General features: G+C 65.2%; 18 protein-coding genes and 1 pseudogene. 12 read left to right on the forward strand and 7 right to left on the reverse strand.

Going from position 1 to position 15,272, the window contains the following annotated elements:
• The 4 genes from ACNJ7E_RS00010 to ACNJ7E_RS00025 form a co-directional block, all read left to right on the forward strand.
• On the forward strand, window positions 1–513 hold a 513-nt coding region (locus ACNJ7E_RS00010), incomplete at its 5' end, for an Hsp70 family protein (protein ID WP_418338683.1).
• A complete protein-coding gene (gene grpE / locus ACNJ7E_RS00015; RefSeq protein ID WP_280782287.1) occupies window positions 510–1,181 on the forward strand; it encodes a nucleotide exchange factor GrpE in 672 nt (223 codons plus the stop codon). The genes ACNJ7E_RS00010 and grpE, both read left to right, overlap by 4 nt.
• Window positions 1,182–1,264: 83 nt before the next feature.
• A complete protein-coding gene (locus tag ACNJ7E_RS00020; protein WP_280782286.1) occupies window positions 1,265–2,434 on the forward strand; it encodes a DnaJ C-terminal domain-containing protein in 1,170 nt (389 codons plus the stop codon).
• A 117-nt stretch (window positions 2,435–2,551) separates the two neighbouring features.
• On the forward strand, window positions 2,552–2,941 hold the full coding sequence (locus ACNJ7E_RS00025; RefSeq protein ID WP_280782285.1) for a VOC family protein: 390 nt from the start codon (window positions 2,552–2,554) through the stop codon (window positions 2,939–2,941).
• A 27-nt stretch (window positions 2,942–2,968) separates the two neighbouring features.
• On the opposite strand, the pseudogene ACNJ7E_RS00030 reads toward ACNJ7E_RS00025, so the two are convergent.
• Window positions 2,969–3,631: pseudogene (locus ACNJ7E_RS00030) on the reverse strand (IclR family transcriptional regulator); the annotation flags it as partial.
• On the opposite strand from ACNJ7E_RS00030, the gene ACNJ7E_RS00035 reads away from it, so the two are divergent.
• Entirely contained in the window at window positions 3,584–4,270 is a 687-nt protein-coding gene (locus tag ACNJ7E_RS00035) for an ABC transporter substrate-binding protein (RefSeq protein WP_418338684.1), read from the forward strand. The pseudogene ACNJ7E_RS00030 and the gene ACNJ7E_RS00035 overlap by 48 nt on opposite strands.
• A 231-nt stretch (window positions 4,271–4,501) precedes the next feature.
• Here the strand turns inward: ACNJ7E_RS00035 and ACNJ7E_RS00040 are convergent, their stop codons facing one another.
• Both ACNJ7E_RS00040 and ACNJ7E_RS00045 read right to left on the reverse strand, forming a co-directional pair.
• A complete protein-coding gene (locus ACNJ7E_RS00040; RefSeq protein WP_418338685.1) occupies window positions 4,502–4,861 on the reverse strand; it encodes a PDDEXK nuclease domain-containing protein in 360 nt (119 codons plus the stop codon).
• A 36-nt stretch (window positions 4,862–4,897) separates the two neighbouring features.
• Window positions 4,898–5,104 carry a zinc-ribbon domain-containing protein gene (locus ACNJ7E_RS00045; protein WP_280782283.1) on the reverse strand — a complete coding sequence of 69 codons (207 nt, stop codon included), beginning with the start codon at window positions 5,102–5,104 and terminating at the stop codon, window positions 4,898–4,900.
• A gap of 690 nt (window positions 5,105–5,794) precedes the next feature.
• On the opposite strand from ACNJ7E_RS00045, the gene ACNJ7E_RS00050 reads away from it, so the two are divergent.
• From ACNJ7E_RS00050 to ACNJ7E_RS00060, 3 genes are all read left to right on the forward strand, one after another.
• Entirely contained in the window at window positions 5,795–6,229 is a 435-nt protein-coding gene (locus ACNJ7E_RS00050; protein WP_418338686.1) for a hypothetical protein, read from the forward strand.
• A 191-nt stretch (window positions 6,230–6,420) separates the two neighbouring features.
• Complete coding sequence (locus ACNJ7E_RS00055) at window positions 6,421–7,653, forward strand: DUF6745 domain-containing protein (RefSeq protein WP_418338687.1); 1,233 nt, start codon at window positions 6,421–6,423, stop codon at window positions 7,651–7,653.
• A 42-nt stretch (window positions 7,654–7,695) separates the two neighbouring features.
• Complete coding sequence (locus tag ACNJ7E_RS00060) at window positions 7,696–8,151, forward strand: hypothetical protein (RefSeq protein ID WP_280782280.1); 456 nt, start codon at window positions 7,696–7,698, stop codon at window positions 8,149–8,151.
• Window positions 8,152–8,190: 39 nt separating this feature from the next.
• Here ACNJ7E_RS00060 and ACNJ7E_RS00065 read toward each other — a convergent pair whose 3' ends face one another.
• Window positions 8,191–9,144 (reverse strand): DUF808 domain-containing protein, encoded by a 954-nt coding sequence (locus ACNJ7E_RS00065; protein ID WP_280782279.1) that lies wholly within the window; start codon window positions 9,142–9,144, stop codon window positions 8,191–8,193.
• 533 nt (window positions 9,145–9,677) lie between these two features.
• Here ACNJ7E_RS00065 and ACNJ7E_RS00070 point away from each other — a divergent pair.
• The 4 genes from ACNJ7E_RS00070 (at window position 9,678) to ACNJ7E_RS00085 (ending at window position 13,892) form a co-directional block, all read left to right on the forward strand.
• On the forward strand, window positions 9,678–10,736 hold the full coding sequence (locus tag ACNJ7E_RS00070) for an ABC transporter substrate-binding protein (RefSeq protein ID WP_418338689.1): 1,059 nt from the start codon (window positions 9,678–9,680) through the stop codon (window positions 10,734–10,736).
• Window positions 10,737–10,813: 77 nt separating this feature from the next.
• Window positions 10,814–11,803 (forward strand): FecCD family ABC transporter permease, encoded by a 990-nt coding sequence (locus ACNJ7E_RS00075; RefSeq protein ID WP_348539643.1) that lies wholly within the window; start codon window positions 10,814–10,816, stop codon window positions 11,801–11,803.
• Complete coding sequence (locus ACNJ7E_RS00080; protein ID WP_418338691.1) at window positions 11,800–12,585, forward strand: ABC transporter ATP-binding protein; 786 nt, start codon at window positions 11,800–11,802, stop codon at window positions 12,583–12,585. Before ACNJ7E_RS00075 ends, ACNJ7E_RS00080 begins: the two co-directional genes overlap by 4 nt.
• Before the next feature lie 41 nt (window positions 12,586–12,626).
• Window positions 12,627–13,892 (forward strand): MDR family MFS transporter, encoded by a 1,266-nt coding sequence (locus tag ACNJ7E_RS00085; protein ID WP_280782276.1) that lies wholly within the window; start codon window positions 12,627–12,629, stop codon window positions 13,890–13,892.
• 356 nt (window positions 13,893–14,248) lie between these two features.
• On the opposite strand, the gene ACNJ7E_RS00090 is transcribed toward ACNJ7E_RS00085, so the two are convergent.
• The 3 genes from ACNJ7E_RS00090 to ACNJ7E_RS00100 all read right to left on the reverse strand — a co-directional run.
• A complete protein-coding gene (locus ACNJ7E_RS00090; RefSeq protein ID WP_418338692.1) occupies window positions 14,249–14,488 on the reverse strand; it encodes a DUF3263 domain-containing protein in 240 nt (79 codons plus the stop codon).
• A gap of 54 nt (window positions 14,489–14,542) precedes the next feature.
• The gene (locus ACNJ7E_RS00095) at window positions 14,543–14,935 is read right to left on the reverse strand and encodes a tautomerase family protein (RefSeq protein WP_280782274.1); all 393 of its coding nucleotides are present in this window, start codon (window positions 14,933–14,935) and stop codon (window positions 14,543–14,545) included.
• A gap of 126 nt (window positions 14,936–15,061) precedes the next feature.
• Window positions 15,062–15,272 (reverse strand): aldehyde dehydrogenase family protein (locus tag ACNJ7E_RS00100; protein ID WP_418338693.1); only part of this gene is annotated, 211 nt, incomplete at its 5' end.

Below are 15,272 nucleotides of genomic sequence, written 5' to 3' on the forward strand. Positions count from 1 at the left end.
ATCGAGGTCACCTTCGACATCGACGCCAACGGCATCGTGCACGTGACCGCCAAGGACAAGGGCACGGGCAAGGAGAACACGATCAAGATCCAGGAGGGTTCTGGACTGTCCAAGGAAGAGATCGACCGGATGATCAAGGACGCCGAGGCTCACGCTGCCGAGGACGCCCAACGCAGGGAGGAAGCGGAGGTCCGCAACCAGGCCGAGTCGCTGGTGTACCAGACCGAGAAGTTTATCAAGGACAACGAGGACAAGGTGCCCGCCGACGTCAAGGAGAAGGTCGAGTCGTCGATCACGAATGCCCAGGAGAAGTTGAAGGGCAGCGACGTCGCGGCGATCAAAGAGGCCATCGAAAAACTGTCCACCGACTCGCAAGCCTTGGGCCAGGCGATCTACGACGCGCAGGCGAAGGACTCGGCCGCCACCGGCGGTGGGAACGGTTCCCCGGGTGGGGACGAGGAGGTCTTCGACGCTGAGGTGGTGGACGAACCCGGACGGGAGGACAACCGATGAGCAGCAGCGAGCGCCGCAACGGCAACAAGCCGCCGCGGGAACCGATCTCGATCACCGACAAACGCCGCGTCGATCCGGACACCGGCCGGGTGCGCGAGCACACTCCGAGCCAGCCCGTCACCCCGACCCCACAACGGGAACCCCCGCCGACCACGTCCGACGCGGAGATGCACCCCGGTGACCGCGCCGATCGGGCGGCGCGCGAACACCCTGATCGAGTGCCGGAGTTGACCGCCGATCTGCAGCGGGTGCAGGCCGAGTACACCAACTACCGGCGCCGGATCGAACGCGACCGACACGCGGCAGTCGAGGCCGCGACGGCGTCGGTGGCGGCGAAGTTTCTCGGGATCCTCGACGACCTCGATCGAGCCCGCGAGCACGGCGACCTCGAAACCGAACCCCTGCGTGCGATCGCGGCCAAGCTCGATGCCATCCTGACCGGCCTGGGAGTGGCCGCATTCGGTGAAGAGGGCGACCGCTTCGATCCCACCTTGCACGAAGCGGTCCAGCACGAAGGTGCCGGGGGCGATCCCGTCGTGGGCAGGGTGCTGCGACGCGGCTACACCTTCGGGGACCGCAAGGTGCTGCGGACCGCGACGGTCACCGTGGTCGAGGGGCCCGCTTCGCCGGGGAACGGCACGGGCACCGCCCCGGTCGACGGTGCCTGAGACACCGCACACCAGCCTGACAACGCCGATCTCGGAGCGCACGGCGCTCTCGTCGCAGCCAGGAGAGGAAAGGAGGATGCCAAGTGTCGCAGCAGGAATGGCTCCACCGCGACTTCTACGCCGCTCTGGGTGTCCCTTCGACGGCGTCGGCCGGGGAGATCAAGAAGGCGTACCGCACATTGGCTCGGGAGCTGCATCCGGACGCAAACCCGCACAACACCGAGGTGGGGGATCGGTTCAAGGCGGTCAGTGAGGCGTACGCGGTGCTCTCGGACCCCGCCACACGCAAGGATTACGACCGCGTGCGCCGGCTGCTCCGATCCGGAGCGTCCACCGGGACGGGTTTTCCTCCACGCGCCGGGTCGGGCGGCTTCGAATTCGGGGACCTGTTCGGGAGCGGTCCACCCTTCACCATGGCCGATCCTCTGGGCGGGGTCGGCGATGTGCTCGGAGACCTGTTCCGGCGCGCAGGAACCCGAACTGCATCGGCCCGGCCGAGGCGGGGCAGCGACGTCGAGACCGAGACCAGACTGTCGTTCCAGGAGGCGGTCGCCGGGATGGTGTTGCCGCTATGGATGACCGGGCCGATGGTGTGCACCAGCTGTCACGGCTCCGGCATACGGCCGGGAACCCGGCAACGAACGTGCCCACACTGCCGCGGGGTCGGGGCGCGCAACCGGAATCTGGGCGGCTTCGGGTTCAGCGAACCCTGCGAGGATTGCCGGGGCACGGGATCGATCGTCGACACCCCCTGCCCGGATTGCCAGGGCAACGGGATCGGGGACCGCACCCGCACGATCTCCGTCCGTGTTCCGCCCGGGGTGAGCGACGGGCAACGCATCCGGTTACCGGCGCAGGGCGAACCTGGTCTCGGTGGGGCGCCGTCGGGGGACCTGTATGTCACTGTGCGCGTCGAACCGGACCCAGTGTTCGCCCGCAGCGGCGATGATCTCACCGTCACCGTTCCCGTGTCGTTCGCCGAATTGGCCTTGGGTACCGTGCTGTCCGTACCAAACTTCGATGGTCGGGTCAGTCTGAAGATCCCGCCGGGAACCCAGTCGGGGAGAACGTTCCGGCTGCGCGGACGCGGGGTGCCTCGCCGCGGCGACGCGGTCGGTGATCTGCTGGTCACCGTAGAGGTCGCGGTCCCGTCCGATCTCGGCCAAGAAGCCGCTGAGGCGTTGCGGGCGTACGCTCGGGCAGAGGAAATAGGCGGATTCGACCCCCGCCCCGGTTGGGCGGACAGCCGATGATGTCGGGAACGATGTCAGCACCGCGGAATCGCCTCGTCATTCCCGCCGTCGAGGTCGACACCCGCATCCGGTACCTGGTTCCCACCCTCACCACCGAATCGTGAAAAGGAGTGTCCGATGACCCCACCCGACGAATGCGCCGGTGTCCGCTACCTCGTCGATGACGTGTCCGAAGCGATCGACTTCTACACCAGCCACCTCGGCTTCACCTTGCACGCCAATCCCGCCCCTGCGTTCGCCGACGTGATCCGTGGCCCCTTGCGATTGTTGCTGTCCGGCCCGGCCAGTTCGGGTGCTCGCGCCACCCCGTCCGACATCACCGGCCCGGGGGGCAACCGTATCCACCTCATTGTCAGCGACCTCGACGCCGAGATCACGCGACTGCGCGACGCCGGTGTCGCCTTTCGCAGCGATGTGGTCAGCGGCCCGGGTGGTCGCCAGATTCTGCTCGCCGACCCTGCCGGCAATCTGATCGAACTGTTCCAGTCCTCCGCACCGGCCAGGTGACCTCGGAGTGCGCTCGTCACCGCGGCTAACTGCGGCGATCTCGTCGGCGGTGACGCGGGCGAGTTCCACGAAGAATGGAATGCGCGGGTCGATCATGAGTTCGGTGGGCCCGCGCAGGCCGAGCGCGAAACGCACAACTCCGTCGGAGTCGCGGATCGGCAGTCCGATCGTGCGGAAATCGGGAGTCAACTCCTCGTCGTTGAAACCGTATCCGCGTTCGCGGGTGCGGACGAGTTCTTCCCGGATACCTGCCACGTCGGGGATGGCGCGCGGGGCGGTCGCCGCTCGGGCAGTGACGCGATGTCGTCGTCGTCGGTGTCGGACCACGCGAGGAAGACCTTGCCGAGAGCGCTGGCGTGCAGCGGCAGCCGCACCCCTTGCAGTACGTGTCCTTCTGTCTCTCTCCAGCGGCTGAATCCCAGGAGGACGACGTCGTGGCCGTGTCGCATGGCGAGCGAGGCGGACGCACCGGGCGTCGTCGCCAGCTGCTCGAGATAGGGCTCGGAGAGATAGATGCGGTGCTGGCGGTACGAGATCTGACCGTAGGCGGCCAGCGCTGCCGAGCCTATAGCGGTTGGACGTCTTGTCCTTGTCGAGAAAGCCGCCCTGATCGAGGATGTCACCAAGGCAACGCAAGGCAGAGTGTGGAGCCTGCTCTCCCCGGACAGCAAATACTTCGATTCCCGACACGACGACACCTACCCCGCCGACATCGACGAGGCCGGCTCCCTGCTGGACGCTGCCGGCTGGACCGGCCGCGACGGTGACGGATACCGCGCCGATGCCGGCGGGTCCCGCCTGAAGATCAAGCTCCTGGCCACGATTCCCACCTACCCGCTCGACGACGTTCTCGAGGCGTGGCAGGCGGAGATCCGCCAGAACGTCGGAGCCGAGGTGGAACTCGAATACGTCGAGAACGCACTGGTGTACGACCTGCTCGCCGGTAACGCCTACGAGGCGTTCCCTCGGCAGGTCGGCGGACTCGATCTGTCCCTGCAACTCAACCGTGCCTTCGGCTCCACCACACCGGATCTGAAGTACGGCCAGATCGACGGAATCACCATCGGATCGATCGTCGCCGGATCCAAGCTCGCCGCCCCGCAGGTCGACCAGTGGCTGGTCCAGGCGACCAAGGCGACCGACGAGGCCACACGACAGGGTCTCTTCGACCAGGTGACACGCTTCATCCTCGACAACGCCGTCGCGTTGCCACTGTTCACGGACCGCAACAGCGTGGCCGCGACATCCAGCGTCCACAACCTCACCACGCTCTTCGATCCTCCCCGCAACGTCGTCAGCGCCTCGGCCTACGACATCGCAGTCAACTGACGACGGCACGATCTGATCGTGATGGACCGGGACCGGTAGTTGCAGTCGACGGGCGTCACGCCTCGGAGCTCGGTGTTCATGGGAGTGTCGGTGGTCAGGTTTGCCGGTGCACCGACACCGTTTCGGGCACAATGGCGGTCGTACCGCACCGACACACTGGGGAGGGAACGATGTGGGAGTTGCCAATTGAGGGTGGCATACCCTCGCTGGTCTGGCTCTTGGACCTGGTGATCAACGGGTCCTGATGACGCTACATACTGCGGCCGACTTGCCGGCGAAGGCCATGAGAGATCGACCGCGACCGACCTCGAGGTAGAAGTCGGAGTTGCCGACGGAGAGCTGGTACTGGCGTCCGACAGAGGAAAAGCGAGCGCCGAAATCGCTGAGGAAGTGGGCGAGCCGACCGATGAGGGCATCGTCGAGGTCGCGTTCGCTGTAGGCGGGTCGAGCGCAGCAGGGTGCTGCGCAATTGGGTCGGGGTGTTCGCTGGGGAGGGTGCGCATGTAGACGAGGCTGCGTTGGGGCAGTAGTCGCATGCTGGAGAATTCGGTGAGGAGGTCGTCGGCGAGCCGGGCAAAGACACCAACGCACGCTCAGTCAGTGGCCGCGTCGCCGGACTGAACGTGCTCAGACTGCGACGGCGGTGCCGCAGATGCCACATTCCTCCAACTGCCGGCGCTTCCAGCGTGCGACCGGAACGAAGAACAACGTGAACTGCTTGAATTCCCGCATCCGCGCCCACTGTGTGGTGTTGTGGCAGCGTGGGCACGTTCGGCTCTGCCCCGGGCCACGGTGTTGCCGAATGGTGCCGTAACCGAATATAAAGAACACCATGCCAGCATAGAGCGATCCCTAATAGACGGTCATCGGTGGGCAATACCCGATCGCGTTCGTGCGGCACGGCCACCGCGCCAGGAATGCGCAGTCAAAAGAACATGCAGTGCCGCCAATAGCCAGGTTCGGTTCCCAGTTCGGCGTCCGGTCGTGAGAGAAAAGAGTTGTCGACCCTGAGGGGTGCGGTTGCGCATTAGCCAGAGTGCCATGCGGACGACACTCGCATGGAGTGGTTGTCGTGCAACACCTCGAAGTTGGTTTGCATCAAGTAAATAGAATCGCCACCACTGATGATTGGAAACGTCACGTCGATGCCTAGCGGCAGGTCAGGCAAGTTGTCGATCTTAGAAATAGCCGTAGCCGGTCATCCAGCCGGTGAGAATCCACACCACATGACTGAACATATCGCCCATTTCCCTGGTCGGGAACCATGAGTACCACACAGGGTCGGGACTCGGCGGTGATGCGCTTGCTGTACCAGCGATTAGGAACATCAACAGAGTTCTGCGTTACGGCTGCGTGCCTATTGGTTCAATTTGTCTTTGCAGTTGGGCAAAGGCTCCTCTGCTCCCGCCCTTTCCACACCTCCGTAACGAATGACGACGGCCCGACGACGGCATCGTTGACCCCGCGGCACGTCGCCAGTCGTGTCCGAGCGAACCGAATGGGTCCCCACAGGAGGTAGCTACGATGCAACGCCGTACCTCGAACGTCATACTTAGACGCAGAAGTTCGATCGCTGTTGTTCTGGTCGGACTGGGTGTCCTGTTCCTGGGCGTCGCACCGGTCGCGACTGCGGCACCCACGGACACCGTCCTACCGGTCCCGGTCATCGGGATCACCAACTTGCCCACCGGTTTTCTCAGCCCCGTCTACTCACAGGTGACGGTGCGTACGGACCCGGAGGCACCGGGTATCACCGAATTTGCCGAATACTGCGTCTGCATCGTGCATTGGCGCAATCTGACGACCGGGGGCGCCGGTGCGGTGAGCCCGTCGCGGTTCACGGGTCCCGTGCTCACGGGGTCGGGAACGGTGGTCGCCGTCCTGACCGTCAACGGCCTGTCCGACCGTGTGGGTGTCCTCACCGCACTGCCCGGCGCGGGTACCTGGAATGTTCCCTGAGGAGGGGTTCACGCAGACCGACCATCGCGGCCCGGTGATCAGGAATCACCCGACGGCGAGATGGTCGGTCTCGTGCCGCCGTGATGCCGGCGGCGGGCGGTGTGCGCCAATCGCGGGCCTTGCGCTCGCCGCGTCCTCGTGCCACGCTCTAGAACTATGACTACTGGAAAGGCGGACACCGCCACCGTCGCGTGAGCGCCGCACCGTTTCGCTCGGTGGCTAGACCCCGAGCGAAATTCACCGAGAACACTGATGTCTCCTCCGACTACGTTCTGGCCGTTGAGGCCGTGCGTGATGCATGGCTGAGACACGGGCTGTGCGCACACCCCTCCGATCGCACCACTGCAGAATCGGCTGTCGCGCAAGTGTATCGGCAGTCCGGATTACGGAGGCCGGAGTTCGTGTGGGTTCCGTCTCCCGTCGCCGGATCGGACCTGATCGTCGCCGAAGGTTTGTCACCACCGATGTCGTTCGATGGCAACGGAATCCACTGCGCTTCCGCCCGGATCGCAACCATGCTTTCGGAATCACGCAGTCGCATGGACGCACGAATCGAGCGGAGGAGATCCGACTGGCCGAACGAGCGCCGGACTGTCGAGACCGCACGGGTGAAGCCTCCTGAGGAGGCTGCCCGCGTCGGCATCAGCCCCGATCGGATCATCCGAGCGACCGTCTGGGATTCGCTGCACACCACACTCTTCGACGGGGTCGCCGCTGCGATACGGACACTTCTGACCCCTGCTGTCCTCGGTGTCACTTGGTACGGGCAACAAGAAGCCCACCGGGTCGCCTACTACGACACGTACCGCCGGCTCGGCCTCGCCCAGTTCCACCCCAAGGACAATGCGCTGCTCGACGCCAGCATTGCGCTGACCGGCGCAACCGGATGGTGGTGGGCCTTCGGCGACGTATGTGTCATGGCAGAACGACCCACCACCCTTCATGCCGAGCCCATACCGGGCCGTGTGCACAACGAACACCGGCTGCACCACTCGGATGACCCCGCACTCGAATTCCAAGACGGCCGAGCAGTATTCGTTCAGCACGGGACCATAGTCCCGGGCTGGGTCGTCCGCGACCCGACTGCAGAACGAATCGCACGTGAACGCAACGTCGAGATCCGCCGATGCGCGATTGAGCGCATCGGGTGGGACACCTACATCGAGGCGGCCGGACTCGCGCTGGTCGACCAAGCCGACGATCCCGGCAATGCCGGTCGCACCCTGCGGCTCTACGCGACACCGGACGGCTGGGGGCGCAGTGGCCGTATCCTGCTCGCGGTCAACGGTTCTTCCGAACGCGACGGGCATCGGCGGCAATACGGGCTTCACGTGCCCAGATGGATCTCATCAGCACTGGACGCCGCAGGCTGGACCTACGGCCTCGGCGGCGCCGACTACGCCCGTCTCGTTCGTCGCACCTGAACAAGACCGAAACCTGAATCCGCAAAATCGAAGGTGACTCGCATGAATTCAACCATGACCTTGTCCACTCTCACTGCCCTCACCGGCCTCGATGTATTCGACTATCTCGACCAGGAAGTGTCCATACCTGTCGTCGACGGCCTGCAGGCCCAAGGTGATCTCATCGTGATCCCGTATTCGCTTGTAGCCGGCATCGTCACGTCCACCGCGTGGACGCGGACGGAGAACGTACCGCTCTCAGGAGTGGAGTTGCTGCGCAGCGCTGCGGGTGGGAACCCGCACAGCCTGGTCGCCGAGCAAGGTGGCTGCACGTGGTCGACGCCGGTGAACGACCCCAGGGGTCTTGCGCTCGGTATCCTCGACACCCGGGTGACTGCGTACCTCATCCACCCTGAGCACGGAGCCACCGGCATCGCCCCTGGCCGGTATGTCATCGGACGGCAGCGAGAACAAGGCATCGGACGGTCCTCCGAGCGGGCGCAACTGGTCGCCGATTGACGTTCGGGTCCTCGTCGGAAGCGATCGGATCGGTATGCGTCAGTGCGCGGAGTCGCCTTTCTTCCGCTTCGGGATCAGGTGCACGATCAGGACGACGATCGCGCCGACGACGAGCCCGACGAGTGCGGACACGACGGTCCCGGCAGTCCAGGACAGGGCACCGGCGAAGCCGCCGTGCACGAGATCGCCGAACCAGTGTTCGAGATCGTGGAGGCGATCGGCCGGCCAGTGGAATCCTGCCTCGCCGACGTTGACCAGAAGGATGTGGCCGCCGACCCACAGCATCGCGGCGATCCCGACCACGGTGAGCACCGCCATCACCTTCGGCATCGCTGCGACGAGCCCTCGACCGATCGACTGACTGAACGAGGACTCGCGTTGGGCAAGCACCAGGCCCACGTCGTCCATCTTCACGATCAGCGCGACCACGCCGTACACCAGGACGGTGATGAGGATGGCGACGACGAGGAGCACCAACAGCCGAGTGAGGAACGGTTCGTCCTCGACCGACGACAGCGAGATCACCATGATCTCGGCGGACAGGATCAGGTCGGTGCGAATCGCGCCGCTGACCATTGTCTTCTCGAGTTCGGGTCCGCTCTGCCCTTCGGTCGCGCCCTCGTCCTGGTGGTGACCGCCGGTGAGTGCCTCGTAGACCTTCTCGGCTCCCTCGAAGCACAGGAACAGACCACCGGCGATCAGCAGGTACGGCAGTGCCTGGGGCAGGAACTCGCTCAGGATCATCGCCACCGGCAAGATGATCAGAAGTTTGTTGCGGATCGACCCGATCGCGATCTTGCGGATGATGGGCAGTTCGCGATTAGGGGAGAACCCGTGTACGTAGCGGGGGGTGACGGCGGTGTCGTCGACGACCACGCCCGCTGCCTTGACGCTGGCTTTGCCTGCCGCGGCTCCTATGTCGTCGATGGATGCCGCAGCCGCTTTCGCGAGTGCCGCGACGTCGTCCAATAGGGCCACGAGACCACCAGCCACGGGAACCTCCCTCAGTTCGGATGTGCAGAGCCGACCGAATGACACGCGGTCGCGGGTCGACACCGAACGGTACCGAATCCGTGGTCATACACAACAATGACGTCAACGATGCAGGGCTGAGTCGGCTGTGCCGGGGGTGGTCGACTGCGTGCCCGCCACTGCAGTCGCCGAGTGACTGTCGCCGTCGGAGTCGGTGCGTCGTTCTCGTGCGGCGCTCGAGGCGACCCGGAGGGGTTTGGCGAATATGGCTGCGGGGCAGGGGATCACCGCCGTCCCGGCACAAGAGGAGCTTGCGACTCGAGCATCCGCGCAGCCACGCCATCGAGAAGCTGCAGGTCAACAGTGGCTGTCAGTGACAGCTCGATCGCGGACGCTATCGCTTCCCCTCCAGGCGAACCTTGATGGTACTTAGGTTAGGGTTACATGATATCTTTCACGTTCTTCCTCGTGCGCACCTGCTGATCGCTGTCGTTTCGATCGACACCCGCGATCGACGCTCGCGTGGAGTATTGATCCTGGACGAGCAGAAAGTTATGACGAGCGTGAAGATTTCCGTTGGCCGAATCGGTCTCGTGGCCGTCACCGCAGTACTGGCGAGTGCGCTGGTCGCGTGTGGACAATCCGAGGCGGTCGACGACACCGGCGCCGCTGCGACCGGGGAAGGCAGTACGAACTATCCGCTCGTCCTCGACAACTGCGGCAAGACGGTCACCGTCGACGCGCCGCCGCAGCGAGTGGTGTCGCTGGACCAGGGCTCGACCGAGATCATGCTGTCGCTCGGCCTCGCCGACCGAATGGTGGGCACCGCGTCGTGGACGGATCCGGTTCGCGAGAATCTCGCCGGAGCCAACGCATCGGTCCCCAGGCTGGCGGACAACGCACCGACGTACGAGGTCGTCCTCGACGCCGATCCGGACTTCGTGACCGCGTCGTTCGGCCGGCACTTCAAGCAGGGTGGTGTAGCGGAGCGCGCCCGGTTCGAGGAGACCGGAGTCGCGTCGTACCTCTCGCCCACCGACTGCGAGAACGGGGTGAGCATCAACGGCGGCGGCAAGCGCACCACACCGCTGACGATGGACGCGCTCTATCAGGAAATCCGTGAGATCGCGGCCGTATTCGACGTGAACGAGCGGGGCACGAAACTGGTCGACGAACTACAGGGCCGCGAGGCCGCGGCCGTCGCCGGCCTCGAGAAGTCGAACGTGTCGATGGCGTTCTGGTTCGCCGACACCAAGAGCCCCTACGTCGCGGGTGGTCTGGGCTCGGCGAGCCTGCTCGCCACCACGGTCGGGGCCACCAACGTGTTCTCGGATCTGACCGACGATTGGCCTGCCGTCGGTTGGGAAACGGTCGTGGAACGCAACCCGGAGGTCCTCGTCCTCGGTGACCTCCTGCGGAACCGCTTCCCCGGAGACCTACTGGCGGACAAGATTGCCTTCCTCGAATCCGATCCCGTGACCCGGAATCTCGACGCGGTGCGCAACCGGCGGTACATCGCACTGCACGGCGCGGAGATGAACCCGTCCATTCGTGCCGTGGACGGCCTCGAGAATGTCGCCGCGGGCCTTCGCGACCTGAAGGTCCCGTCCTGACCACCACTCTCGGCCGCGCCGATACCGCTGCTGCCGAACCGGTTCGGCGGCGACAGTGGGTCGTCGGGTCACTGATCGTGGGCGGCGGGATCCTCGCGCTCGCACTGTCGATCCTCGTCGCCGTCACCTTGGGCCCGGCGGACGTTTCACTGGTCAACGTCCGCGACGTCCTGCTCAACCACCTCGGTCTCGCGGACATCCCGGTGCGGCTGTCGAAGAACGCGATCGTGTGGGAGGAACGTCTACCCCGCGCATTGGTGGCCGCCGCCTGTGGCGCCGGTCTCGGTCTGTGCGGTGTGATCATGCAGTCGCTGCTGCGGAACCCGCTCGCGGACCCGTTCGTGCTGGGAATCTCGTCGGGTGCGTCGACCGGTGCCGTGATCGTGGGTGTGCTCGGGGTTGGTGGGGCGGCGCTCGGATTGTCCGGCGGCGCATTCATCGGGTCCCTGGTCGCGTTCGGCCTGGTGCTGCTCCTTGCCCGCCTGTCCGGTGGCAACAACGACCGCATCATCCTTGCAGGAGTCGCGAGTACCCAACTGTTCTCCGCGCTCACGTCCTTCGTCATCTTCGCGTTCGCCGACTCCGACGAAACCCGAGGCGTGATGTTCTGGCTGCTCGGATCACTCGAGGGCGTCCGCTGGGACGACGTCACGCTGTGCGCGGTAGTCGTGTTCTGCGGGACGGCGGTGTGTCTGCACTTTGCGTACGTCCTCGACGCCTTCTCCTTCGGTGACGATGTGGCGGCCTCCCTCGGCATCTCCGTCGCGAAGGTCCGTCTCCTACTGCTGGTGGTCACGGCGATCATCACTGCGACCCTGGTCAGCGTCGCCGGCGCGATCGGGTTCGTGGGGCTGGTACTCCCGCATGCGGCGCGGTTCCTGGTGGGGCCCCGGCACAGCAGGCTGATCCCCGCGACGGCGCTGATGGGCGCCGTCTTCATGGTGTGGGTGGACGCCGTCTCCCGCGTCGCGTTCGCGCCCACCCCGTTGCCGGTGGGTGTCGGCACCGCCCTGGTCGGTGTTCCCGCGTTCATCGTCATCCTGTCCCGTCGAAGGAGAACACAGTGACCCTGCGTGCAGACAGCGTCACCTGGAACCGTGGCGGCGCACTGGTCGTCGACGGTGTCACGGTGACACCCGAACAGGGTGAGACCGTGGGACTGCTCGGGCCGAACGGCTCCGGGAAGTCCTCACTCCTGCGCCTGCTGAACGGTGTCGTCCGCCCCACCGCCGGTGTCGTGACCCTCGACGGGGACGACCTCGCCGCCGTGCGGCGCAAGGAGATTGCGCGCGCCGTGGCGGTGGTGAGCCAGCACGCCGACACCGACGTCGACATCACGGTCCGCGACGTCGTGCGACTCGGACGTATCCCGCACCGCGGAACCTTCGGCGGCAACCCGACCGCCGACGATGCCGCGGTGGCGGCCGCGCTCGCACACACCGGCCTCACGTCGAAGGCGGACCGGCTGTGGCACAGGCTGTCGGGCGGGGAGAAGCAGCGGGTGCAGATCGCCCGTGCGCTGGCGCAGGAACCACGGGAACTGCTGCTGGACGAGCCGACCAATCACCTCGACATTCACCATCAACTGGAGTTGCTGGCACTCGTCACCCGGCTGCCGGTCACCAGTGTGATCGCCCTGCACGACCTCAACCTCGCCGCCATGTTCTGTGACACGGTGATCGTGTTGAAGGAGGGGCGGGTCGTCGCCGGGGGAACGCCCGCCGAGGTGTTGACCGCCGAGTTGATCGCCCAGGTGTACAACGTCCGGGCTGAGGTTCTCATCGACCGGGCGAAAGGGCGACTGTCCATCTTGTTCGAGCCGGGGCCGATTCCCGTTCCCACGCACTGAGGCCCTGGGGTGTTGTGCGGCGGGTCGACGATCGCGGTGACGTGACCGCGGGTGCTGATGGACGGCGGACGCGCTGGCGGTGGTCGTTCTTCGACGACCTCCATCGAGCGACGCCCACCGTCAGGCTGCTCGTCCTCACCCAGTTGACGTTCAACCTCGGCTTCTTCATGGTCTTGCCCTACCTGTCGGTGCACCTGACCAGCGACCTGAGTCTCGGTGCGGCACTGGTCGGCGTCGTACTCGGCGTTCGCACATTCTCACAGCAGGGACTGTTCTTCGTCGGCGGCACCCTCGCCGACAGGTTCGGTATCAAGCCCGTCGTCCTCGTCGGCTGCGGACTGCGCGTCCTGGGATTTCTCGGCTTGGCGGTCTGTGATTCCCTGACCGGAGTGCTGCTGGCGACGGTTCTGGTCGGATTCGCGGCCGCATTGTTCTCTCCCGCAGTCGAGTCCGCGGTCGCCATCGAGGCCGGCAAGAGCGAGCGTCACGGTGGTCCGCGCCGGGTGGAGACATTCGCCCTCCTCTCGGTATGCAATCAAATCGGCTCTTTCACCGGACCACTCGTCGGATCGGTGTTGCTTCTGGCCGATTTCCGCATCGCCTGTCTCGTCGCTGCGGTCATCTTCGTCGTCATCATCGCCGCGCACCTGAAATGGCTTCCGAACGAACCGGGAGAGCACCACGACGAACCATGGCACGGGGGATGGACAGACGTAGTGCACAACAAACTGTTCGTGCTGTTCGCGATCGCCATGAGCACCCAACTGGTCGCCTACAACCAGCTGTACCTCCTGCTCCCTCTCGAAGTCGAACGGATGTGGGGATCGCAAACGGTGCTGGGCTGGTTCTTCGCACTTTCGGCGATCTTCGTCGTGACGGCGCAGTTGCCGATCACCCGCAGGGTTCAGAACCGTTCCCCTCGCGTCGTCCTGCCGATCGGGTTCGCAGTGATGGCGGGGTCGTTCCTCGTCCTCCCGGCAACAGCTCCGCTTCGACTGAGCGGTGTCATCGGTCTGATCCCCGTGGCGGTGTTCGTGCTGCTGCTCGCGCTCGGGCAGATGATCGCGATGCCGCAGGCGCGCGATTTGGTGCCCCGTCTGGCAGCCGAGCGGAGACTGGGTGCCTACTTCGGATTCATGGCGTCACTCGGCGGCATCGGTGTACTCATCGGCTCGGCTGCGCTCGGGGCGTTGATCGACGCTGCCCCCGAGACCGGTTGGGGTGCAGGCATTCCCTGGCTGGCGGCGGCTGCGTTCCCCATTGCCAGCGGATTGTGTTTGCGGACCGTGCTGGCCAGATTGCAGTGAGCTCGATTCCGTCGTGTTGCTTCGACGGATTAGTCCCTCGGCTGCGCCCCGCGACATGCTGACCCTTCTCGTCGCCGCCGGATGCGGCAGCGACGATTCGTCGCAGGACGTGTCTGCCACCGTCCAGGGGGTGTTCACCTATGGCGAGCAATGATGCGGGCCTTGGGACCTCCACGAACTGCCGGGCCGGTAATCACGCGTAAGTGGGAACTCCAATCACACCTGATTCCGATTTTGCTGCGGTCGCGCACTTCAGGGGAGGATCTACCCACCTACGCCGGCGAGGAGCCGTTAGGCCGCTGCCGGTTTGTGGGGTGACTGCTGCAAAAAGACGTTTACGCAGCGTCTCCTGTCCGTTACCGGCTCTGGGGCACCTTTCTAGTCGCGGTCGCCAGTCGCTGCATGCACCGGTGCCGAATTCGCAGGATCGTGGACGGGTCGACCGACCGGGCCGCGGCGGTGTCCAGCAAGTGCAGAACCCGGCGGTAGTACTCGTCGAGACTGATGCCGAAGGTCGGTAGTACGTGCTCGTCGCCACCGTCGTAGGGCGCCCATGTCACGGCGAATGTGAGGATCTCTGTCTGGTAGCCGATCATGTCGATGTCCGTTCTGGTGGGGCTGCCCCGCCCAGCACTTGCTGTGGCCGGCGCTCAGAGGTGTCCTTCCACGAATTGTGCGATGCCGTTGCCGAAGGACCAGTCGTCGCGTGTGTTTTCGAGTACCGATACGATCAGATCGGTTGGCACCAAACCAGTCTCGGCGTGCAGGTGATCGGCCAGGGCCCGATACATGGCCTTCTTCTGCTCCTGGCTGCGGCCCTGTTGAGCCACCTGCACGACCACGATGTCGTCGGTTCGCTCGAACCCCAACCCCGTGTCCTCGGCGATGATCTGCCCCGGCTTGTGCTCGGAGATGATCTGGTAGCGGTCTCGGTCCGGTGCGGCGAAGTGCTCGAGCATCACGCCCTGCACTACATCCGCGAGGTGACGAAGCTGCTCAGGAGTACGCCTGTTCTCGATGACGTGGATGTGAACGAGAGGCATGACGTGCTCCTTGATGGTGTGATGGGTGATCGTGCGGGTGGGGCCTGTGCGGGGTGCGGTCCGAGATCCGCACCCCGCACAGGTGATTGGTGGGCTCTCCGTCTACGAAAGCCTCATGGAAAGGGGCTAGTTGTTCTGGGGGAAGCCGAGGTTGAGTCCGCCGTGGCTGGGGTCGAGCCAGCGGGTGGTGACGACCTTGCCGCGGGTGAAGAAGTGGATGCCTTCGGTGCCGTGGGCGTGGGTGTCGCCGAAGAGGGAGTTCTTCCAGCCCCCGAAGCTGTAGTACGCCATGGGGACGGGGATGGGGACGTTGATGCCGACCATGCCGACCTCGACC

The organism is Rhodococcus mengyinensis (assembly GCF_048381435.1).
Taxonomy (GTDB): domain Bacteria; phylum Actinomycetota; class Actinomycetes; order Mycobacteriales; family Mycobacteriaceae; genus Rhodococcus_F; species Rhodococcus_F opacus_D.